The sequence below is a fragment of the Actinomyces oris genome, assembly GCF_001937445.1.
Taxonomy (GTDB): domain Bacteria; phylum Actinomycetota; class Actinomycetes; order Actinomycetales; family Actinomycetaceae; genus Actinomyces; species Actinomyces acetigenes.
On the sequence record NZ_MSKS01000011.1, the window covers coordinates 1 to 20,698 of the forward strand.

General features: G+C 69.1%; 19 protein-coding genes and 1 tRNA gene. 8 read left to right on the top strand and 12 right to left on the bottom strand.

Annotated features, from left to right (window positions below; translation table 11 throughout):
• Positions 1–34: 34 nt before the first annotated feature.
• Positions 35–1,723, top strand: a complete 1,689-nt coding sequence (locus BKH20_RS03580; RefSeq protein WP_075389965.1) for an OmpA family protein — start codon at positions 35–37, stop codon at positions 1,721–1,723.
• A gap of 301 nt (positions 1,724–2,024) precedes the next feature.
• On the opposite strand, the gene rplA is transcribed toward BKH20_RS03580, so the two are convergent.
• The 5 genes from rplA to BKH20_RS03605 form a co-directional block, all read right to left on the bottom strand.
• A complete protein-coding gene (rplA, locus tag BKH20_RS03585) occupies positions 2,025–2,714 on the bottom strand; it encodes a 50S ribosomal protein L1 (protein WP_009405977.1) in 690 nt (229 codons plus the stop codon).
• Positions 2,715–2,811: 97 nt separating this feature from the next.
• Positions 2,812–3,243, bottom strand: a complete 432-nt coding sequence (rplK, locus tag BKH20_RS03590) for a 50S ribosomal protein L11 (protein ID WP_003789267.1) — start codon at positions 3,241–3,243, stop codon at positions 2,812–2,814.
• Between the two features lie 259 nt (positions 3,244–3,502).
• Positions 3,503–4,324, bottom strand: a complete 822-nt coding sequence (nusG, locus tag BKH20_RS03595; RefSeq protein WP_081381582.1) for a transcription termination/antitermination protein NusG — start codon at positions 4,322–4,324, stop codon at positions 3,503–3,505.
• Positions 4,325–4,459: 135 nt separating this feature from the next.
• Positions 4,460–4,696 (bottom strand): preprotein translocase subunit SecE, encoded by a 237-nt coding sequence (secE, locus tag BKH20_RS03600; protein ID WP_070662944.1) that lies wholly within the window; start codon positions 4,694–4,696, stop codon positions 4,460–4,462.
• 96 nt (positions 4,697–4,792) lie between these two features.
• Positions 4,793–4,865, bottom strand: a tRNA-Trp gene (locus BKH20_RS03605).
• A 188-nt stretch (positions 4,866–5,053) separates the two neighbouring features.
• On the opposite strand from BKH20_RS03605, the gene BKH20_RS03610 reads away from it, so the two are divergent.
• Both BKH20_RS03610 and BKH20_RS14535 read left to right on the top strand, forming a co-directional pair.
• Entirely contained in the window at positions 5,054–6,268 is a 1,215-nt protein-coding gene (locus tag BKH20_RS03610) for a pyridoxal phosphate-dependent aminotransferase (RefSeq protein WP_075389967.1), read from the top strand.
• 167 nt (positions 6,269–6,435) lie between these two features.
• A complete protein-coding gene (locus BKH20_RS14535) occupies positions 6,436–7,506 on the top strand; it encodes a serine/arginine repetitive matrix protein 1 (protein WP_256693020.1) in 1,071 nt (356 codons plus the stop codon).
• Between the two features lie 91 nt (positions 7,507–7,597).
• Here BKH20_RS14535 and BKH20_RS03620 read toward each other — a convergent pair whose 3' ends face one another.
• On the bottom strand, positions 7,598–8,845 hold the full coding sequence (locus tag BKH20_RS03620; protein WP_060956678.1) for a phosphotransferase: 1,248 nt from the start codon (positions 8,843–8,845) through the stop codon (positions 7,598–7,600).
• Between the two features lie 475 nt (positions 8,846–9,320).
• Between BKH20_RS03620 and BKH20_RS03625 the strand changes: the two genes are divergently transcribed.
• Both BKH20_RS03625 and BKH20_RS03630 read left to right on the top strand, forming a co-directional pair.
• Positions 9,321–10,160 carry a hypothetical protein gene (locus tag BKH20_RS03625; RefSeq protein WP_256693021.1) on the top strand — a complete coding sequence of 280 codons (840 nt, stop codon included), beginning with the start codon at positions 9,321–9,323 and terminating at the stop codon, positions 10,158–10,160.
• A gap of 182 nt (positions 10,161–10,342) precedes the next feature.
• Complete coding sequence (locus tag BKH20_RS03630) at positions 10,343–11,428, top strand: adenosine deaminase (protein WP_075389969.1); 1,086 nt, start codon at positions 10,343–10,345, stop codon at positions 11,426–11,428.
• Between the two features lie 319 nt (positions 11,429–11,747).
• Here BKH20_RS03630 and BKH20_RS03635 read toward each other — a convergent pair whose 3' ends face one another.
• The 3 genes from BKH20_RS03635 to BKH20_RS03645 form a co-directional block, all read right to left on the bottom strand.
• Positions 11,748–13,043: a UDP-N-acetylmuramate dehydrogenase gene (locus tag BKH20_RS03635; protein ID WP_075389970.1), complete on the bottom strand. Its 1,296-nt coding sequence runs from the start codon at positions 13,041–13,043 to the stop codon at positions 11,748–11,750.
• 103 nt (positions 13,044–13,146) lie between these two features.
• Entirely contained in the window at positions 13,147–13,245 is a 99-nt protein-coding gene (locus BKH20_RS03640) for a 30S ribosomal protein bS22 (RefSeq protein WP_003792170.1), read from the bottom strand.
• Between the two features lie 146 nt (positions 13,246–13,391).
• A complete protein-coding gene (locus BKH20_RS03645) occupies positions 13,392–13,634 on the bottom strand; it encodes a helix-turn-helix domain-containing protein (protein WP_003789249.1) in 243 nt (80 codons plus the stop codon).
• Between the two features lie 277 nt (positions 13,635–13,911).
• On the opposite strand from BKH20_RS03645, the gene BKH20_RS03650 reads away from it, so the two are divergent.
• On the top strand, positions 13,912–15,534 hold the full coding sequence (locus tag BKH20_RS03650; protein WP_075389971.1) for a TrkH family potassium uptake protein: 1,623 nt from the start codon (positions 13,912–13,914) through the stop codon (positions 15,532–15,534).
• 62 nt (positions 15,535–15,596) lie between these two features.
• Here BKH20_RS03650 and BKH20_RS03655 read toward each other — a convergent pair whose 3' ends face one another.
• On the bottom strand, positions 15,597–16,307 hold the full coding sequence (locus tag BKH20_RS03655; protein WP_075389972.1) for a TetR/AcrR family transcriptional regulator: 711 nt from the start codon (positions 16,305–16,307) through the stop codon (positions 15,597–15,599).
• A gap of 122 nt (positions 16,308–16,429) precedes the next feature.
• Between BKH20_RS03655 and BKH20_RS03660 the strand changes: the two genes are divergently transcribed.
• Positions 16,430–18,025 carry an MFS transporter gene (locus BKH20_RS03660; RefSeq protein WP_075389973.1) on the top strand — a complete coding sequence of 532 codons (1,596 nt, stop codon included), beginning with the start codon at positions 16,430–16,432 and terminating at the stop codon, positions 18,023–18,025.
• 40 nt (positions 18,026–18,065) lie between these two features.
• Entirely contained in the window at positions 18,066–18,734 is a 669-nt protein-coding gene (locus tag BKH20_RS03665) for a potassium channel family protein (protein ID WP_075373694.1), read from the top strand.
• Positions 18,735–19,574: 840 nt separating this feature from the next.
• Here BKH20_RS03665 and dhaM read toward each other — a convergent pair.
• Both dhaM and dhaL read right to left on the bottom strand, forming a co-directional pair.
• Positions 19,575–20,000: a dihydroxyacetone kinase phosphoryl donor subunit DhaM gene (gene dhaM, locus BKH20_RS03670; protein ID WP_075389974.1), complete on the bottom strand. Its 426-nt coding sequence runs from the start codon at positions 19,998–20,000 to the stop codon at positions 19,575–19,577.
• Positions 19,997–20,656, bottom strand: coding sequence for a dihydroxyacetone kinase subunit DhaL (dhaL, locus tag BKH20_RS03675; RefSeq protein WP_075389975.1), 660 nt, complete (start codon positions 20,654–20,656; stop codon positions 19,997–19,999). Before dhaL ends, dhaM begins: the two co-directional genes overlap by 4 nt.
• Between the last annotated feature and the right edge of the window lie 42 nt (positions 20,657–20,698).

The window sequence follows — 20,698 nt, forward strand, 5'->3', positions numbered from 1 at the left end:
TCCCCATCAAGAACAGCTGAAAGGACCCATCGTGATGCGTCGTCGTGTGTTTCTGTCTGGTGCGATCCTGACCGGTGTGGGCTTGCCGCTGCTGACCGGGTGCAAGCTTCCCTGGCGGTCGAAGCGTCAGGCCAACTCGGCCTCGGCGTCGGCAGGTGGGGCGTCAGGGACGGCCAGCCCTGCGGCGTCGGCGGCACCGCAGGGCTGGCAGGAGCTCGACGCTCACGTCATGGGGCACCACCTGGGGATCCAGGTCTCGCCGCTGGTGCGCCGCGACGACAAGACCACCGTGCTGGCCATGAAGCTGACTCGGGCCAAGGACGACGCCGCAGTCAAGGAGGTCTCAGACTCCTTGAACGACCACGGCAGTAACGTCTTCGAGGCGGCTCGGCCGCTGGCACGTCAAGGCGGCAACAGGACCTATGAACCGGCTGCAGGTGGGGTGCGCCTGCTGGACCTGTCCACCAACCGGGTGTGGGTAGCCACCACCGGCGTGGAAAACAAGGCCAAGGACAACCACAACAACCTCTCCCTCAAGCCGGGTGAGTCCACCAGCTGCTTCGTACTCTTCGGGGCGGTGGACGCCAAGCAGGTCACCGTCTTCGTTCCCCAGGCCGGCTTCGTCACCGTCAATGTCCTCGACAGCAGTGCCGCAGCAGCCTCCGGCGTCGACTTCAAAGCCGTCGACAAGGCCTTCGATGACGTCATCAGCTACTCCCGGGACGAGTCCAAGCCCGACCAGGCGCTGGCGGCCCCAGTCACCATCGAGCGCTACACCCAGGCCCTGGATGACTCCACCAGCACCCTGGCTGACAATCAGAAGGTCACCGTCACGCTTGCATCAGACGTCACCTTTGCCTCCGACTCCGCCGACCTGGCCCCTGCCGCCGACGCCCAGCTCAAGACCGTCGCCGGCCAACTCGGTCAGTATCCCGAGGGTGGGACGCTGACGATTGTGGGGCACACTGACGACGTCCAGGACGACGCCTACAACCAGACCCTGTCCGAGAAGCGAGCCAACGCCGTCAAGACCAGGCTCGAGCAGCTCACCAACCTCGACAAGTGGCAGACATCCGTGTCCGGCAAGGGCGAGTCCGAGCCAAAGATCAACGACACGACCGACCAGGCCCGCGCCGTCAACCGACGCGTCGAGATCACCCTGACCCCCACCGGCGGCACCACGACCAAGACCGCTACCCCGTCCACCGGAACCGGTTCCTTGCCCGAGACCAAGGGACCGGTCGCCAAGTGCCCTGAAGGCGTCACCGTCAAGCATGACAGTGGCGCCCAGCTCACCGTCACCGTCGACCACGTCACCCGCCAAGGTGGCTACCTCCTCGGACAGCTCCACACCACCATCAGCGCAAAGACGGACTCCACCCCAGGTCTCTACAACTTCCTCGAGGACGATGAGTCCCCCCTCACCAGCTCTCGGGGTGAGACCGCCGGCAACGACGCTATCCGGACCGCCTCCAACGGGTTGACCCTCCTGGCCGGAGGCGAGCGCATCTACCCCGCCGACTACCTCGACGCGGAGTTCAAGGCCCACGTCCCTCTCACCGAGCTCGGAATCGGCCCCTTCATCAAGGCCGGCACCACCACCGTCTGCGTCGTCTGGCCCGACCCCGGCGGCGACACTGTCGCCCTCGACCACGCAGCACCCAGGAAGGAAGTCGCCGACCTCGCCTTCCGTCTCACCGACATCCCCGTCAAGAACAGCTGAGGCCCATCCGGGCCTACTTCAAGGCGGAGAGGTCGTCCCCGTCCTTGCGAGAGGGAGAGACAAGGACGGGGACAACCGGCTTCTCCACTCCCCCGCCATCTGGAAGCTCCACCGACGGCTTCACCGTAGTCAGCCCGGCACCTCGCGGACCATGGGCAGATGCCCCCGTGGAGGGCTCGTGCAGTCCCCGGGGAGTTCCCGGGCAGGCCCAGGACTCCCCGGACAACCCGCAGGCGAAGAACGGCGTCGGCCGCCTCCCACACATGAGGAGACGGCCGACGCCGTCGCGAAGAAAGCGGCCTCAGGCCTTGGTGACATCCATCGGGATGCCGGGGCCCATGGTGGTGGTCATGGTGGCCTTGAGGATGTAGCGGCCCTTCGAGGTCGAGGGCTTGAGGCGCAGGACCTCCTCCAGGGCGGCCTGGAAGTTCTCCGTCAGCTGCTCCTCGGTGAAGGAGGCCTTACCGATGATGAAGTGGAGGTTGGAGGCGCGGTCCACGCGGAACTCGATACGGCCGCCCTTGATGTCGGAGACGGCCTTGGCCACATCCATCGTCACGGTGCCGGTACGGGGGTTGGGCATGAGGCCACGGGGGCCCAGGACGCGGCCCAGGCGGCCGACCTTGCCCATGAGGTCCGGGGTGGCCACGGCGGCGTCGAAGTCCGTGTAGCCCTTGGCGACCTTCTCGATGAGCTCGTCGCCACCGACCTCGTCCGCGCCGGCGGCGAGGGCCTGCTCGGCCCGCTCGCCCTGGGCGAAGACGACGACGCGGGCGGTCTTACCGGTACCGTGCGGCAGGGACACGGTGCCGCGGACCATCTGGTCCGCCTTGCGGGGGTCGACCCCCAGGCGGAAGACGACGTCCACGGTGGCGTCGAACTTGGTGATCGAGGTGGACTTGGCCAGGTGAACGGCCTCGGCCGGGGTGTAGAGGACTCCGGACTGGATCTTCTCTGCCGCGGCGCGGTAGGCCTTGGAGCGCTTGGTCATCTGCTTCTCCTTGCAGTCGTGGTGTTCGGGCCGCGCGAGGCCCTTCCACGGTTTCGTATGGGATTGAGTTGAGAGAGCCGGTGGGCCGGCGAGTGCCTCAGGCCTCGACGGTGATGCCCATGGAGCGGGCGGTGCCGGCGATGATCTTGGCGGCGGCCTCGATGTCGTTGGCGTTGAGGTCGGGCATCTTGGACTCGGCGATCTCACGCACCTGAGCCTGGGTCAGGGAGGCCACCTTCACGGTGTGGGGGGTGGCAGAGCCCTTGGGGACGCCCGCAGCCTTCTTAATGAGCTCGGCGGCCGGCGGGGTCTTGGTGATGAAGGTGAAGGAGCGGTCCTCGTAGACGGTGATCTCCACGGGGATGACGTTGCCGCGCTGCGACTCGGTCGCCGCGTTGTACGCCTTGCAGAACTCCATGATGTTGACGCCGTGGGCACCCAGGGCGGGGCCGATCGGCGGAGCGGGGTTGGCCTGGCCGGCCTGGATCTGGAGCTTGATCAGCCCGGCGACCTTCTTCTTGGGGGCCATAGGAATGGGTCCTTCTTACTTGTCCGGATGTGCTGCACGCCTGCCGTGCAGCCGTGGGTGCATGCGCACACACAAGCGCTCATCGTAGCCCGCTGCCGGGCCGAGCAGGGCGCCCGGTGCGCGGTATCACAGGACATCGGCCTGTGATTCACGGCTCCCGCACCGTGGCCGCTCGTGCGACCCGGACGATTGTGGCCCGACGACGCTGTTCCGCGTCGTCGGGCCACACCGGCTGACGGGGCCTGTCCTCAGGCCCGCCTCAGATCTTGGCGACCTGGGTGAAGGAGAGCTCGGCCGGGGTGTCGCGACCGAACAGGGAGATGAGCACCTGGAGCTTCTGGGTCTCGGGGTGGATCTCGGCGATCGTCGCCGGCAGGGACTCGAAGGGGCCGTCGGTGACGATGACGGACTCGCCGACCTCGAAGGCGACTTCGAAGACCTGCCCGCCGGTGGTGATCTGGGTGCCGGAACCGGACTCGGGGGCCGTGGCCTCCGCGGCAGCGGCCTCCTTGGCGGCGATCTCCTCGGGCGTGGGGCCGAGCTGGGCGACGGCCTCCTCGAAGGTCAGCGGCACCGGGTTGTAGCGGTCCCCCACGAAGCCGGTGACGGCCGGGGTGTCCTTGATGGTGCGCCACACCTTGTCCGAGGTCTCCGGGTCATCCAGGTCCATGCGCACGAACACGTAGCCGGGAATGCGCACCCGGGAGACTTCCTTCTTCTTGTTGCCGTTCTTGATCTCGATGACCGTCTCCATGGGGACGGTGGCGTCGAAGATGTAGTCCTCGACCTCGAAGTTCTCGGCGCGGGCCATGATGTCGGCGGCCACGCGGCGCTCGTAACCGGAGTAGGTGTGCAGCACGTACCACTGCCCAGGCAGGGCCGACATCTGGCGGCGGAACTCGGCCAGCGGGTCGACGACGGGCGCCTCCTCGGCCGGCACGGCCGGCTCAGCGGCGGCGTCGGTCGCATCGGCCTGGGCGGCCTCAACCGGCTCGACGGCGTCACCGGCGTCGTCGGCCGCGAGCGAGGCGAGGGCCTCGACGTCGTCGGGGGTGGTCTGCGAGGAGACATCCTCAGACATGGTGTACCTGCTTTCCAGTGGCGTGAGACGAGCGGATGCGACAGGCCGCGCGAGCAGCAGCGGCGTCGGGAGTAGACATGGTCAGGGGCGCAACCGCGCATCCCCGGTGAGGGCGCGGCCGCGGAAGCCGGGAGGTCAGGCGAAGAGCCACATGACGGCTCGGTTGAAGGCGAAGTCCAGCACCCCGGTGAAGGCCATGATGGCGATGATGAAGACGACCACCACTGTGAAGTAGGTCCACAGCTCGTTCATGGTGGGCCAGACGACCTTGCGCAGCTCGTCAATGACCTGGCGGATGAACAGGGCGATGCGCCCGAACAAGCCGCGCTTCGTGGCCGACTTGCCTGTCGCAGCGCGTGCGCTCTCGCTCATGAATCTGGGTCCTCAGGGTCGACGGTCAGGTCAGTTCCCGCACAGCGGGGAGAAGACGAAACCGACGGGATCTCCCGACAGATCCGCCGTTCTCAGCAGGGCAGGCGGGACTCGAACCCACAACCGCCGGTTTTGGAGACCGGTGCGCTACCGATTGCGCCACTGCCCTTCAGCGGTGCTCTAGTTTGCCATACGAGAAGGCCTTTGCGGTAACCACTGGCCGTGGGGTGCGCCACGCCGGGGCCATCCGGGGCGTTGCCGCCCTGCCGCGGTTCCGGAGGAGCCCCGGTGCCATCGCTGACGGATCAGACATGTTTTCAGACGTGCAGGCCTTGCAGGCCGTGGGACCATAGTCGGGTGACACCTGCACCCACGCACCGCGTTTCCGCCCGCCTGTCCGCCATCGCCCCCTCCGCCACCCTGGCCGTCGACGCCAAGGCCAAGGCCCTCAAGGCCGCCGGCCGCCCCGTCATCGGATTCGGCGCCGGAGAGCCCGACTTCCCCACGCCCGACTACATCGTTGAGGCCGCCGTCGCCGCCGCGAAGGACCCGGTCAACCACAAGTACTCCCCAGCCAAGGGTCTGCCGGTCCTGCGCGAGGCCATCGCCGGCAAGACGCTGCGCGACTCCGGCTACGAGGTCTCCCCCGACGACATCCTGGTCACCAACGGCGGCAAGCAGGCCGTCTTCCAGGCCTTCGCCGCACTCGTCGACCCCGGCGACGAGGTTCTGCTGCCCGCGCCCTACTGGACCACCTACCCCGAGGCCATCGCCCTGGCCGGGGGCACCACGGTCGAGGTCTTCGCCGGTGCCGACCAGGACTACAAGGTCAGCGTCGACCAGCTCGAGGCCGCACGCACCGAGCGCACCAAGGTGCTGCTGCTGTGCTCGCCGTCGAACCCGACCGGCTCGGTCTACACGCCCGAGGAGCTCACCGCCGTCGGCCGGTGGGCCCTGGAGCACGGCATCTGGGTCATCACCGATGAGATCTACGAGCACCTCCTCTATGACGGCGCCCAGGCCGCGCACGTCGTCAAGCTGGTTCCCGAGCTGGCCGACCAGACGATCGTCCTCAACGGCGTGGCCAAGACCTACGCCATGACCGGCTGGCGCGTGGGCTGGATGATCGCCCCCAGCGACGTCATCAAGGCGGCCACGAACTTCCAGTCGCACCTGACCTCCAACGTCGCCAACGTCTCGCAGCGCGCGGCGCTGGCGGCCGTCAGCGGTGACCTGACCGCCGTCGAGCAGATGCGCACTGCCTTCGACCGGCGCCGGCGCACCATGGTGAAGATGCTCTCGCAGATCGAGGGGCTGACCGTGCCCGTGCCCCGCGGCGCCTTCTACGCCTACCCCAGCATCGAGGGACTCGTGGGGCGCACGCTGCGCGGTACCACGATCGACAGCTCGGCCACGCTGGCTGCACTCATCCTCGAGCACGCTGAGGTCGCCGTCGTTCCCGGTGAGGCCTTCGGCCCCTCGGGCTTTGTGCGACTGTCCTACGCGCTGGGCGATGACGACCTGGTCGAGGGCGTGGGTCGGGTCCAGAAGCTGCTGGCCGAGGTCGAGTAGCGCCTGAGGCTCCGTCTCTCCTCCGCCTCCTCCACCGAGCCGGGCATTTCTCGCGTAGCCCCACAGAAATTCTGTAGGGCGCCGCGAAAAATGCCCGGCTCGGCGTTTGATACCAATGTGGTTGCGGACGGGCATTCCGTATCCTTCAGGGACCTATCATCCGATTCGTGCCAGCTCACACTCCCGACGATGAACGTCGCGCCACCGATCCCAGTACCGAGCCTGAGGTGCTGGAGTACCTAGCCAAGGCATTTCCAGATCTGCGACCGGTCGTCGCCGCCAATCCAGCGCTTCCCGCGGTGCTGCGCGAGCAGATTCTCCAGATGGGCTTGGGCAACTTGTCTCAGGTTTCACCCGCAACCCCGGTGAGCGCGGCGACAGCGTCCGACTCGACTCACCTCAGGACGGCCGAGACCGCGGCCCTGCCCTCGATCACGACAACCGACTACAGCATCTCGCCGCACGCCGCCTCACCGCACACCGGGGCTCCTGTGAGAGCGACAGTGCAGGCAGATCCTCGCACGGAGGTCCTCAAGACCTTACCGGCCATGCCGACGCTGGCAGCCACACCGGCACCTGCTCAGACATCGCCCGTCGAACCATCCGAGCCCCGGCCGGCCTCCCGCACTGGGTCCCGCACCGGGCTGATAGCCGCCCTGGTCACCACCCTGGTCCTGGCCGTCGCCGCCGCCGGAACCTTCGCCGGGATGCTGCTGGCGAAACGGGATCGACAGTCGGGAACGGAAGCGGCTTCCGCCGCTTCCACCGCACCGGTCCCCACCCAGACGGCAGGAACATCGGCGGGGCAGACCGCCCAACCGACCGCAGACGCCACCGAGGCCGAAGCAACACCGCTACCCGACAAGGGACCGACTCTTCCCCCATCAGCCAAGACCTTCTCCTACCAGTACGTGGACACCCCGTCGAAGAACATCTCCTGCATCCTTTACGAGGAGGGGGTGGGCTGCTCAATCCTGGAACGGAGCTACACCTCCTCCGGGATGCAGGACTGCCCCAACCGGGAGTTCTCCATCGTGGCCCTCGCTGGTCGCACCGAGGTCCGCTGCGGAGAGGAGTACCTGGGACAGCCTGGGGACACCTTCCACACGCTGCAGTACGGAGAGACCACGACGTTCTCCGACTACGCCTGCACCTCACAGTCCAAGGGGATGACCTGCTGGAACACGATCACCGGCCGCGGTTTCACCATCTCCAGGGAGTCGCACGTCAGATTCTGAGTGCCCCGAGCCGGGCATTTTTCGCGGCGCCCCACAGAAATTCTGTAGGGCGCCGCGAAAAATGCCCGGCTCGGCGTGCGATCGGCGGGCTTCAGTGGGCGCCGCGGCGGGCCTGGATCTCGCGGCCCTGCGCCAGCCAGGTCTCGGCGCGGGCCAGGCGGCCCTCGGCGTCGGGGCGCCACGGGCCGCCGTCCTCGCGGCGGGCACCGGCCACCAGGGACAGGACCACGCCAGCGCAGCGCGCACGCAGGGAGACCGGATCCACCTGCTGCTCGGCCATGCGGGTCCAGGTCTCCAGGATGGGACGCAGCTTCGGGTAGGAGGCGGGCGCCAGGTGGTCCAGCACGCTGACGTGCCCCAGCAGGCAGGCCAGGTCGTCGACCCGGTAGCCGGGCCCCAGGGAGTCCACGTCGAGCAGGCTGGTGACCGACTCGCCCTCCATGAGGACATTAGCCTCGTAGAAATCGCCGTGGACCGGGACCGGTCGGCCGGCGTCGGAGGCGGCCATGAGCTGCTCGACCCCCTCGGCCACGGCCCGGGCGCGGGCGGCGTGCTCGGGCAGGACCGTGGCGGCGGCGTGCGCGTAGTGGCGGGCCCGTTCCGACCAGGCGGCGTGCGCCGGCAGCTGCATGGCGCTGGCCGGCAGGGCGTCCAGCAGCGAGATGAGGCCGTTGAAGACGCGTTCGCTGCGCGAGACGCTCATACCCTGGGACAGCAGACCGGACAGGGCCACTCCTCGACCCGTGGACAGCAGGACGAGCCCATCGGGGTCCTCCCGCAGGACCTCGGGCGCGGGCACGCCTGAGGCCGTCAGCAGGCGGTGGCGCTGGGCGAAGGACGGAGCCTGGCTCGGGCGCAGGACCTTGGCGTAGGCGGTGGTCTCATCCGGGAAGGTGGCGCGCACGACCGCTCGACGGGTGGGCCGGTAGGCGACCATCGTGGCCTTGACCTGCGTGCCGATCCGGGCCGAGAGCAGCGAGGGCGTGCAGGCAACTACCAGGCCGGGAAGCTCGGGGTCGGCCGGGTGGCGCCACACGTGGACCGCGGGGCCGTCCCCGCCGGTGGGGGCCACCCGGGTCAGTCCCGGTGCGTGCGGGTTGGACAGGCGAGCCGTCGTGGCACACAGGTACTCGGTGGTGGAACGCCCGTTGGGTGCGACGACAACGGCCGTGTACCCCACGGACACCCCTGCTCCGGGGCGATGGTGGACTGAGTGGACCTCCCAGCTGGCCAGACGCTGGCCAGCCGGGGCGAGGGCGGCGGAGAGCACGGACGCGGCACGCGGCCCCGTCAGCAGGGCCACCTCCTCGGGCTCCTGGGACGCCGACGAGTGGTTCATAGCGGTTAGTCTGCCCCACCCACCTGGTGGTTCGCCTCCAAAACGACCCCCGGTGTTCGACAACAGCGGAAGCCCACCTGCCCCCGGGGCGATGCACTGGGCGACCGAGGTCGAGTACGTGCAGGTGCACAGATCTGTCACTCCTGGCGACTTTTAGGTGGAGCAAGGCGGGTGTGACCGGGCCTCTCTCCCCTATCTGTGCAGATCCGCGCCTTCCTCTCCTGACACAGGCTGCCGCGCCTGCCGGAAAAGTCGCCAATCGTGACACCGACGGCGCTGACAACACCGAGGCAAGCCCGAAGTTATCCACAGCGCCGGTTCACGCCTTTCACCTCGAAACGCTGTTTGACATGATTTAAATATGTTTGATGATGCCTGCCGCAGCGATGTACGCGCCCGGCTACTGGCCAGGAACGGCGCAGCCCGACTCTCGTCGCTGAGCCTGACCCGATCAGAGCGCAGAACGGTGGCACGCATGCTGTCTGAGAAGGCGCTGACCTCCCACCCCGGTCACGTCGTGGCCCTGCCGTCGGCCAAGGCCTTCGTCATCACCTGCCGCCGACTGGGAGGCGTGGTGAGCTGTGGACACGCGATGAAGCACTACGGCATCCCGATGAGGACATCACCCGGTGTTCTCCATGTCGCCATCTCGGCGCAGCGCAGCCGCGTTCCCGATGCGATCGGCCGCACGGTGGTCCACCGCGTCAGGGGGCTGTCGCTCTCCGAGGACACCCAGCCACCAGTGGCGCAGGTCGAGCAGGCCCTCATCTGCTACATGCGCTGCGCCGATGAGCTCGATGCCCTCATCGCACTCGATGCGGCCCTGCGCCTGGGATACACGACCCGCGCGCAGCTGGCATCCGCCTTGCCTGGCCTGCGCAACGCACCGCTGCGCTCCCTGCTCTCCCAGGCCCGTCCGGGGGCTCGCTCCCTGCTGGAGACGATCGCCCGCTACGACCTGAAGCAGGCCGGGTACCGCCCCGTCGCGGCGGTGAGCGTGGACGGGGTCGGCGAGGTGGACCTGGTTCTCAGCCGGAGGCCCAAGGCGATCGTTCCCGGACCGGCGGATGGCACGCATGTCCTCACCGCAGCGGCTTGCCCTGCATTGCTCATCGAGACCGACGGCTACACCTACCACTCCTCCCGCCCGGACTGGCAGTGCGACCACCTGCGCGATCAGGCCGCTCTCGCGCGCGGTCTCGCCCCGCTGCGCCTCACCAGCAACCAGGTACTGGATCGGGAGACGGTGCGGATCGTCTCCCCGGTGGCGCGTCGTCTCGGAATCCACCCAGATGTCACTCCTGGCGACTTTTAGATGGAGGCGGGAAGGGTTCACCGGGCCCCTACCCCTATCTGCGCAGGTCCAAGCCTTCCCTCCTGTCACAGCTTGTCGGAGCCCGCCGGAAAAGTCGCCAATCGTGACATTTCGGCGCCTCCCGCTCCCGCCTCGCGTGGGAGAGCTGCCGGTGAGGTGCGAACGCGTGGAAGAATCCACCCATGCGAGACCTCGCCACCCTTCCCAAGGCGCACCTGCACCTGCACTTCACGGGGTCGATGCGCCTGGAGACCCTCATCGAGCTGGCCTCCAGCGCGCGCACGCGCCTGCCCTCGAACTTCCTGGACGGCGACCCCCTACGAGTCCCCGCCGACCGGCGCGGCTGGTTCCGCTTCCAGCGCGCCTACGACACGGCCCGGGCCCTGGTGCGCACGGAGGAGGTCATGCGCCGCATCGTCCTGGAGGCCGCCCTGGATGACGCCGCCGAGGGCTCGCGCCGCTTGGAGATCCAGGTCGACCCGACCAGCTACGCCCCTTTCGTCGGCGGGATCACCCCCGCCCTGGAGATCATCCTTGATGCCGCCAAGCAGGCCACGACCTTGAGCGGAGTGGAGGTGGCGGTCATCGTAGCGGCCTCCCGGATGCGTCACCCGTTGGACGCCCGCACGCTCGCGCGCCTGGCAGTGCGCTACGCCGGGGATCAGCCGGGCGAGGTGATCGGCTTCGGCCTGTCCAACGATGAGCGCGCCGGGCAGACCTCCTCCTGGGAGCGAGCCTTCGCCATCGCCCGCCGGGGCGGCCTGGCCTCCATGCCGCACGGAGGGGAGCTCTTAGGGCCCGACCACCTGCGCGAGGTCGTCTCCGCACTCAGTCCCACACGCCTGGGCCACGGGGTACGCGCCGGTGAGGACCCCGCCCTACTGGATGCGATCGTCGCCTCCGGCATCAGCCTTGAGGTCTGCCCCGCCTCCAACGTGAGCCTGGGCGTCTATCACAGCCCCGACGACGTCCCCCTGCGTACGCTCATGAGCCATGGGGCGCAGATCGCCCTGAGTGCTGACGACCCCCTGCTCTTCCAGTCCCGGCTCGTCGACCAGTACGAGATCGCCCGGGCCCTGGGCTGCGACGACGCCGAGCTGGCCGAGCTGGCCCGCGGGTCGATCCGCGCCTGCCTGGCCTCACCGACGGCGAAGCGGGCCTGGCTGGCCGAGGTGGACGCCTGGCTGGCGGCACCCGACCAGGTTCCGGGAGCACAGCCCGACGGTCCGGAGACCAGCGACCTCGAGTCTCGCGCGGTTGCGCGCTAGGGGCTAGAACCGGCTGCGAGCATTGGCCGAACGCGGGGCGCCTCTACGCGCTGACGCAGCCCGGCCCGCGGGCAGTGCCCGCCGCCCAGGACCAGGGGCATCCGCCGCGAACCGCGTCTTCGCGCGACGCGCCCCGGGACGCACTGACACTTACCGGGGCTGCCGGGGCTTTGGACAGGCAACCTAAATGCCGACCTGGACGGGCTCGGGCACGAGGGTAACGCCGTAGCGCTCACGCACCCCGGCCACCACCACGTCACGCAGCCGCGCCAGGTCCACCCCGGTCACCCCGGGGCCGACGCGGCTCTGGAGTGACGGCCTAGAAGCCGACCTGGACGGGCTCGGGCACGAGGGTGACGCCGTAGCGCTCACGCACCCCGGCCACCACCGCGTCACGCAGCCGCGCCAGATCCGTTCCGGTCGCGCCGCCCCGGTTGGTCAGCGCCAGAACGTGCTTGGTGGACAGTCCGGCCGGGGCGCCGGCCTCCACGGCGAAGCCCTTGGTGAAGCCCGCGTGGTCAATGAGCCAGGCGGCGCTGGTCTTGACCAGCCCCTCAATGACGGGGGCCGCCTTGGTGCCGAGCACCACCTGCGAGTGGTCGGTGACCGGGAAGCGGGGCGCTTCCTCGGGCAGGTGCTCAGCCTCGGCCGTGGTCAGGATCGGGTTGGTGAAGAAGGATCCGGCCGACCAGGTGTCATGGTCGGTGCCGTCCAGCACCATCCCCTTGGAGCGGCGCAGCTCGAGGACCGCCTCGCGCAGCTCGTGCTCGGGCACGCGCTCGCCCAGCTCGACACCGAGCGTCCCGGCCAGCTGGGAGTAGGCGATCCGGGAGGACAGGGAGCCCTGCCGCACGGCGAAGGTGGCGTCGAGGACCACCCAGCGTCCGGTCGGCCCCCACAGGCGTCCGCCGCCCACCTCGGTGTCGGAGAGGGACTGCTTGAGGCGCGAGTCCCGGTAGGCCAGCCTCAGCTCGCCCAGGGCCAGCCAGACCACCCGGTTGCGCAGTCGGTCCCAGGCGCGCACGCTGGCGATGAGCTCGGCGACCTCGGCGCCGTAGGCCCCGATGTTCTGCACGGGGGCGGCACCCACCGTGCCGGGGATCCCGGACAGGGGCGCGAACCCGGCCCACTGGCTGGCGATGGCCTCGCGCACCAGGTCGTCCCAGGTGGTGCCGGCGGTGGCAGTGACCTCAACGCCGCCGCACACCGAGTCCGAGACGAGTGAGACCTCGGCGCGGGCGTCCCGGATGACGAGCCCGTCGAAGCCGGCATCGGAGGCCATGATGTTGGAGCCGCCGCCGATGACGAGGACGGGCGTTTCGGCGGCGTCGGCCTCGCGGATCGCCTCGGTCAGCTCGCTCTGCGTGGTGGCCTCGACGTAGCTGCCCACCGGGCCGCCCACACGAAGCGTGGTCAGCTCGGCCAGAGTGGTCGGCCGGGCGCCGGAGCCGGGCGTGTGCGCCAGGGCCTGGACGGGTGCGGGCCAGGCGGACGGGTCGACGTCGACGCTCAGTGGGACGGTGCAGTCGCTTTCCACCAACTGCGGCTCGGTCGACGGCGCTGACGGCGCTGCCGGGGCTTCAGCAGGGGTGCGATCATCTGGGGTGGTGGTCAACGAAGGTCTCCGCTCTTCCTGATCAGTTCCTCGTGAGACAAGCAGGGCCCCGCTCACACCAGCGGTGTGCACGGAGCCCCGAGACGCGGACGGGCCGCTCGTCTCACTTCTTGTTGCGACGCTGGTGACGCGTCTTGCGAAGCAGCTTGCGGTGCTTCTTCTTGGCCATGCGCTTGCGGCGCTTCTTGATGACGGATCCCATGAGATCTCCTCGCAGTTCGCTTCTAGTGCCCGCAGACCCTCCCTGCGGGCCGAGGCAGGCCGGCGAGGGTTATGCCATGGGGCGGTTGGTCGGCGCGTGAGGCTCAGCGGCCGACCACGCAGGTGACCGCCTGAGTGTAGCGGCTCCTAGGACCCTGATGCCTCTGACGCGTCGTGGCCCCAGTCACCCAGCCCCGCAGACAGGTAGTCGTGAACGGCGCGCTCAGGGACGCGGAAAGAGCGCCCGACCTGCATCGCAGGCAGGTCGCCGGAGTGCACCATCCGGTAGACGGTCATCTTGGACACGCGCAGCATCGCCGCCACCTCAGCCACGGTGAGGAACGAGGGGGCGCCGGAGGCGCTGGGGGATGTGGGAAGGCCCGGTGCCATGAGCTTGAGGTCCGTTCGTCGCGGGTGGCCCCGTCGGGGCAGGAACACCGCCAATATATCTCCGCACCAGCCTTCGCACAGGGTTTCTCGGGCACCATTCGCCACAGGCGTCGCATTTCACACTCGGACACCAATGGTCGCTGTCGCAACCTCACTGATCCACCTCAGAGCTCGGCCGCCACTGCGGCGAGCACCGAGTCCCGGGCACCGCCTCCGCCCGAACACGCCCGGCTCACAACGCTGGCAGACGTGGCGAAGTCGCACCAGCGGGACCACAATGGCGACCGTGCCCCAGACAGACACCGCCCAGGAGCCGGAGCCCGGCCGCGAACCCCGCAGCGAGGAGCCGGCCGGGGAGCATGGCTCCTCCCAGGCCGGCAGGCGCCGTCAGGCCCACTGGCACGCCCCGCTCGTGGGCGTCGTCGGCCGCCCGTGGAAGCGGCGCAAGAAGCACCCGGCCACCGGACAGGGAGCCGGCCCCCTCGAGGAGCCGTCACCCCTCCCCCCGCTGCCGGGCACGGAGCCCACCGGGCTGCGCCGCCTGCTCAGGCACATCGAGCCACTCAGCCAGATCGCACGGGCCGCCCGCTTCTACCCGGCCCGGCTGGCTGTCACCGTCTTCGCGGCCATCATCATGGTGGTCACGCTTCTGCTCAGCCTCCCGATCGCCACGGCGAGCGGAAAGCATTCCGACTTCCTCGACGCCCTGTTCACCGCCACCTCGGCGGTGTGCGTCACCGGCCTGAGCACGGTGGACACGGCGACCTACTGGTCCACCTTCGGGCACGTCGTCATCATCCTGGCCGCGGCCGTGGGCGGGCTGGGCGTCATGACCCTGGCCTCACTGCTGTCCCTGGCGGTGTCCCGGCACGTAGGACTGACCCAGCGGATGCTGGCGACCTCGGAGAACCAGTCGCGCCTGGGCGAGGTGGGCCGGCTGCTGCGCGCCGTCATCTACACAGCCACCGGCTGCGAGCTCCTCCTCATCCTCATACTGCTGCCCCGCTTCCTCAGTCACGGTCTCGATGTGGGCCACGCCCTGTGGTACGCGTTCTTCATGGCGCTGTCGATCTTCAACAACGCCGGCTTCGTCATCATGCCCGAGGGACTGGCGGCCTACTCCACCGACTGGTGGATCGGCCTGCCGATCATCCTGGGGACCTTCATGGGCGCCGTCGGATTCCCCGTCATCCTGGACATCATGGGCCGACGCCGCCACCCCCGCACATGGAGCCTGCACACCAAGCTCACCCTGACGACCTACCTGGCCCTCACGGTCGCCTCGACCCTCGCCATCGCCACCTTCGAGTGGAACAACCCGCTCACCTACGGCTCCCTGCCCACGAGCGGGAAGATCATGACCGCTCTGATCAACGGCGTCAACGCCCGCTCCTCGGGACTGTCCACGATCCCGCCCGAGCACATGCACGAGGCGACCTGGTTCCTCCAGGACGCCCTCATGTTCGTCGGGGGCGGCTCGGCCTCGACGGCCGGCGGCATCAAGGTGACGACCTTCGCGGTCCTGCTGCTGGCGATCCTCGCCGAGGCCCGCGGCGACCAGGACATCGAGGCCTTCGGACGGCGCATCACCCCCTCGACCGTGCGCCTGAGCGTGGCGGTGGCCTTCATCGGATCCAGCATCATCGGACTGGCCACGCTCCTGCTCCTGCAGATGACCAACCTGTCCCTGGACCGGATCCTCTTCGAGGTCATCAGCGCCTTCGCGACCGTGGGCCTGTCCACGGGCATCACGCCCTCCCTGCCGGACGGGGCCAAGTACGTCATCGTGGCGCTCATGTTCGTCGGCCGTGTGGGCACGATGACGGCGGCCAGCGCCCTGGCGCTGCGCGAGCGGCGCCGCGTCATCCGAATGCCCGAGGCCAGCCCGATGATCGGCTAGCGCCCGTCACCCCGTTGTCCGCACCTGCTCACCCGAGAGCCCGCAGACACCAGCGGGGACGATCAGCTCCCCTCGGATCCCGGCTCGTCCGGGGCGAGCAGGTGCCCGAGGGTCGCGGCCGCACTCTCCACATCTGCGCGGCCGGTGATGAGCTGCTCAACGATGAGTCCGAAGGAGACGCTCTGGATGAGGGAGGCCAGCTGCTCGGGACTCAGGCGGCAGGAGATCGTCCCCACCCTCTGTCCGTTGCGGCACAGGCGGATGAGGCCGCTGCGGATGTCCTGGTAGTTCTCCTGGACCATGACGCGCATCTCGGGATCACGAGTCAGCTCACCCCAGGCGTGGTAGGCCAGTGGCGCCCAGGCACTCAGTCCGACGTCGTCAGCGTCCTTGTGAACCTCGCCTCGCCCAGCGGAGGCCCCCCGCGAGGCGGAGTCGGCCTCGCCGGCGTGCTGCTCAATGTCGTCGCGCTCGTAGTTGAGCAGGACGAGCGTCTCGATGAATCCCTGCTTGAAGTCCGGCAGTGCCTCGGACTCGGCGAGCTGCTTGATCCGCTCGACGAGCGGCCCCATCCGCCGAATCAGGACCTCGCGTATGAGCGAGCACTTGCCCTCGGGGAAGTAGCGATACACGGTCGACGACGACATCCCGGCCGTTGCGATGACCTCGTCCATGGAGGTGGCCTGGAAGCCGTTGCGGGCGAAGCACTCCTCGGCGGCCTGCAGGATGCGGCCGGACTGACGCTCCCGGTAGGCGGCGCTCACTCGTGGCATGCCCCCAGCATAGGTGACCCGAGACACCGCAAATCGAAACGATCGTTGTTGACTAGACATCGCAGGGAAGCCTAGACTCCCAAACGAAAACGAAAACGACAGTTTTGATATGGAGGTCCGCGATGACACTCACAGCGACATCCACTCTCAGACAGACCGAACCGGCACAGGAGACGCAGGAGCAGACCCCCGTGACTGCACGGCATCCCAATCGCCGCGCGGTCATGGTCAGCGCCGTCCTCACCCAGCTGATGATCGTCCTGGATCTGACGATCATCGCCATCGCCCTGCCGCACATGCAGGAGGACCTGGGAATGACCGTGTCCCAGAGCCCGTGGACGGTCACCGGCTACAGCCTGGCCTTCGGCGGCCTCGTGCTCTTCGGGGGAAGGCTCTGCGCCGTGGTCGGCATCCGCCGCTCCTACCAGGTCGGTCTGATCGGATTCGGGATCGCCAGCCTCGCAGCCGGAATGGCGACCACCTTCCCCATCCTGCTGGTGGCCCGCGTGGCCCAGGGCTGCTTCGGCGCCCTGCTGGCCCCCACCTCGCAGTCACTGCTCAACGTGACCTTCACCGAGCGCAGTGAGCGCGAGCGGGTCTTCGCGATCTTCGGCGCCACTGGCGGCCTGGGAGCGGCCGTCGGACTGCTCGTCGGCGGGGCGCTGACCGACTGGTTCAGCTGGCGCTGGGCCCTCTACATCAACATTCTCCTGGCCGGCGCCTCCCTGCTCATCGGGCAGCGCAGCCTCCCACCGGCCGACCAGCGCGACCGCGGCTCACGCATCACTGACGACCTGACCGGCCTGGTCCTGGGATGCGGGGCCTGCTTCAGCGCCGTCTACGGGCTCGACCGGGCCCAGCAGACCTCCTGGACATCCACGTCCACCGTCAGCTGGCTGGCACTCGGCGGCATCGCCGCGGTGCTGTTCGTGGTCCGCGAGCGCTTCGCGAGCCGCCCGGTGCTGCCCCTGTCGATGATGGCACTGCCCGTGCGCGCAGCCTCCTACGCCACGCAGTTCGTCGCCGGCGCCGCCCAGATGGGGGCGATCATCTACCTGACCTACTACATGCAGAACCACTTCGGCTACTCGCCCTTCAAGAGCGGGGTCGTCTTCCTCCCGATGGTCCTTGCGCTGATCGCCACCGCGATCCCGGCCGGGCGCGTCATCGTGCCCAGGCTCGGGGCGCGCGGCACCCTGCCGCTGGGGCTGGCGGTATTGACGGGATCCTTCCTCATCTTCTCGCGCATGACCACGGAATCGACTTACGAGCAGGTGGCGCTGCCCGGCCTCATCGCCTTCGGGATGGGCCTGGGACTGACGATGCCGGTCACCTTCAACTCCGGCACTCGCGGAGTGGATGCCAAGCGGACCGGACTGGCCTCGGCGATCCTGAGCGCCGCCCAGCAGATCGGCGGGTCCTTCGGGGTGGCGCTCATGACCTCCTACGCCACCCAGCACGCCGAGGACTACGTGACCGATCATGCCGCTGGGGTCAAGGTGGCAGCCATGGAGGCGATGATGCGGGCCCAGGCCCTGCCGCAGTCGCCCGCGGGCAAGCAGATCGTCGAGACCCTCAAGGCCCAGCTCATCGACCGGGCGCAGATCGAGGCCTACTCCGGCGGCTTCACGATGATGGCCTGGATCCTGGCCGGGGCGGCGACGGTCCTGGTGGTCTGCGGGATCGGCCTGAGCATCCGACGTCGCCGCACGCGGTAGCGTAGGAGTCACTGTTCCGCGGCCGACCTCAGGAGACCTCATGCCTGCCCCGCTCTCGCGCACCGACTCCACGCTCGTCATCGGGCTGGGGCGCTTCGGCTCGGCCGTGGCCGCCACCCTGGACCGGTTGGGACGCGAGGTGCTGGCCGTGGAGGCCAATCCCGCGATCGTGCGCCAGTGGACCGGCCGTATCCCCCTGGTGGAGGCCGACGCCACGGACGTGGAGGCCCTCGAGCAGCTGGGCGCCACCGAGTTCGGCACCGCGGTCGTGGGGGTGGCGACCTCCCTGGAGGCCTCCGTCCTCATCACCGGTAACCTCGTGGACCTGGAGACCCCCCAGATCTGGGCCAAGGCCATCTCCCGTGCCCACGGCCGCATCCTGCGCCGTATCGGCGCCCAGCACGTCGTCTACCCCGAGTTCGACGCCGGGCAGCGCGCCGCCCACCTCGTGTCGGGTCGCATGCTCGACTACATCGAGATGGAGAAGGGCGGTTTCACCATCGTCAAGATGCGTCCGCCCACGGAACTGCACGGCTTCACCATCGGCCAGTCCAAGGTGCGCTCGCGCTACGGGATCACGGTCTTCGGCCTCATGAGCCCGGGCGAGCCCTTCGAGTACGCCACCCCCGACACTCTGGTCTCGGCCGAGGACGTGCTCGTCGTCGGCGGGGACGCCGCCCTTCTGGAGCGCTTCGCCAACCGCGCGTGAGCCGGCCGGGCGGCCCCCCGACGCAACGGCCCTCGTCAGAGGCACGTCATGTGCTGTCTCCTCACTTGTGAGACATGTGAGTGTCATGACTTCTGAGACACTCGCTCGGACGGGAACCCGGGGGCGTACTGGTGGTCCTGGAGGTGAGGGTGGCCTCAAGGCGGGGCATGACGGGGTGTGGGTGTCCACAGCGCTGACATCAACCCTGCATCGGTGCTGCGCACCGAGGAAGAACCGCAGTATTCCAACGATCCCCGCTGGGAACATTGGCGGCAGGCTCGTTCATGTCAGCGCTGTGGACACCAGGCCTCGCAGGAGCGAGTCCGGGGTTCTCGGTGGCACAGCCCGGCGCTGCCGCGGTGTGGAACCACCGCCACGGCTGCCTCCGACCCAGCGTCGTCTGCCGCACCCAGCCCCCGCCACCTGGGGCCCATCACACGTCACCAACGTCATGACCTCAAACATCGAGCTCTATCCGGTGCCCGCGCGAAGGCCCGCAGGCCATGGTTCAACGCCGACCCCGCCCGCACCGAACCGGCTCCGCCCCGCTCCTGCCCCGAGTCGGTCTACTCCACGAGGGTCGGGATCCACTGAACACGGGTTGTGCGTACTGCACGAAGGCCCCACCCACCCGAAGTACCCCCACCCCTCCTCCAGCAGCACCCCACCCTCGTGCAGTACATCCAGACGACACCGGCAGCCACCACAGTCACCGGGCCGGCCCCCTCCGACAGGCCCAAGCAGCAGCTCTCCCCTCCGGCAGACCCACCCCACCAGTGTCTCAGATGTCATGACATCCGAAACTCTCAGAAGTCATGAGACAACACAGCCAGAGGCACGTCAGAAGGCGGCCACCTGGGAGCGCTTGGCCTCGGCGGCGCCGTCGGCCTCAGTGGCCACGGTCTGAAGATCCTTACCGATCCCGGCGGCGCCGTAGGCGCCGAGCAGCCCCTCGATGAAGGGCGCCGCCGACAGGCGCGTCCGCTCCGCCAGGGCCGGATCGAGCATCTCCAGGGCCATCTCGGCGCTCATGATCCCGCTGCCCAGGTCGGCCAGGACCAGGACGCCCTCACAGCGCTCGGTCAGGCGCTCCACTGCCTCGACGACGGCCCCGGGGTCGGTGCCCAGCCCGCCGTCGGCCAGGCCCGCAGCCGTCTCGACCGGCACGTCGACGGCCACGATGAGCCGGCGCGCCAGGTCTTCGGCGGCCTCGGCCAGGGCACGGGAGTGGGAGACCAGGACGATGCCAACACTCACCGGACTCACGACGCCCTCCCGGCCACGACGTCGTCGAGGGCCGTCAGCAGCAGGACGGTGGAGGCAGCACCGGGGTCGATGTGCCCCACCGAGCGCTCCCCCAGGTAGGAGGCCCGTCCCTTGGTGGCCACCATGGGCTTGGTGGCCTCGCGCCCCTCGGCTGCGGCCCGCGCGGCGGCCGCGACACCGGCGGCGAGGTCGCCGGGATGGGCGCGCAGGGCCTCCAGGGCCGGGCTCCAGGCGTCGAGCATGGTCTTCTCCCCCGTGGTGGCGCGCCCCCGCGCGGCGATACCGCCGACCCCTGCCTCCAGGGCGCCCGCGAGCGCCTGGGCGTCGAGCGCCTCCAGGCCGACGACGGCGCCCCCGGCACGCAGGAAGAAGGTGCCGTACAGGGGGCCGGAGGCGCCCCCGACGGTGGAGACCAGGGTGGTGCCGACCTTCTTGAGCAGGGCGTCGGCACTGGCGAAGCTACCGGACTGCACCGCCTCGGCGGCGGCGGCCAGGCCGCGCTTCATGTTGGTACCGTGGTCGGCGTCACCGATGGCGGCGTCCAGCTCGGTGAGCTCCTCGGCGTGCTCGGCGATGAGCGCCGCGCTGTGGCGCACCCAGGTCGCCAGGTCCGCCACGCTCAGCGAGTGGCTCAGGGCTCCCGCGTCTGCGGTCATGTCGCTTCTCCTTCAGTCTTCTTGGGGTGCCCGCACGCGATC

Bases quoted from the DNA above. Each gene is read 5' to 3' on its own strand.
- rplK (WP_003789267.1), bottom strand. From the start codon at position 3,243: ATGGCCCCCAAGAAGAAGGTCGCCGGGCTGATCAAGCTCCAGATCCAG.
- BKH20_RS03625 (WP_256693021.1), top strand. From the start codon at position 9,321: ATGCTGTCTGAGAAGGCGCTGACCTCCCACCCCGGTCACGTCGTGGCC.
- BKH20_RS03665 (WP_075373694.1), top strand. From the start codon at position 18,066: ATGCCTGCCCCGCTCTCGCGCACCGACTCCACGCTCGTCATCGGGCTG.
- rplA (WP_009405977.1), bottom strand. From the start codon at position 2,714: ATGACCAAGCGCTCCAAGGCCTACCGCGCCGCGGCAGAGAAGATCCAG.
- BKH20_RS03580 (WP_075389965.1), top strand. From the start codon at position 35: ATGCGTCGTCGTGTGTTTCTGTCTGGTGCGATCCTGACCGGTGTGGGC.
- BKH20_RS03650 (WP_075389971.1), top strand. From the start codon at position 13,912: ATGGCGACCGTGCCCCAGACAGACACCGCCCAGGAGCCGGAGCCCGGC.
- dhaL (WP_075389975.1), bottom strand. From the start codon at position 20,656: ATGACCGCAGACGCGGGAGCCCTGAGCCACTCGCTGAGCGTGGCGGAC.
- BKH20_RS03660 (WP_075389973.1), top strand. From the start codon at position 16,430: ATGACACTCACAGCGACATCCACTCTCAGACAGACCGAACCGGCACAG.
- BKH20_RS03620 (WP_060956678.1), bottom strand. From the start codon at position 8,845: ATGAACCACTCGTCGGCGTCCCAGGAGCCCGAGGAGGTGGCCCTGCTG.
- nusG (WP_081381582.1), bottom strand. From the start codon at position 4,324: ATGTCTGAGGATGTCTCCTCGCAGACCACCCCCGACGACGTCGAGGCC.
- BKH20_RS03645 (WP_003789249.1), bottom strand. From the start codon at position 13,634: ATGGCACCGGGCCTTCCCACATCCCCCAGCGCCTCCGGCGCCCCCTCG.
- BKH20_RS03655 (WP_075389972.1), bottom strand. From the start codon at position 16,307: ATGCCACGAGTGAGCGCCGCCTACCGGGAGCGTCAGTCCGGCCGCATC.
- BKH20_RS03640 (WP_003792170.1), bottom strand. From the start codon at position 13,245: ATGGGATCCGTCATCAAGAAGCGCCGCAAGCGCATGGCCAAGAAGAAG.
- BKH20_RS03630 (WP_075389969.1), top strand. From the start codon at position 10,343: ATGCGAGACCTCGCCACCCTTCCCAAGGCGCACCTGCACCTGCACTTC.
- secE (WP_070662944.1), bottom strand. From the start codon at position 4,696: ATGAGCGAGAGCGCACGCGCTGCGACAGGCAAGTCGGCCACGAAGCGC.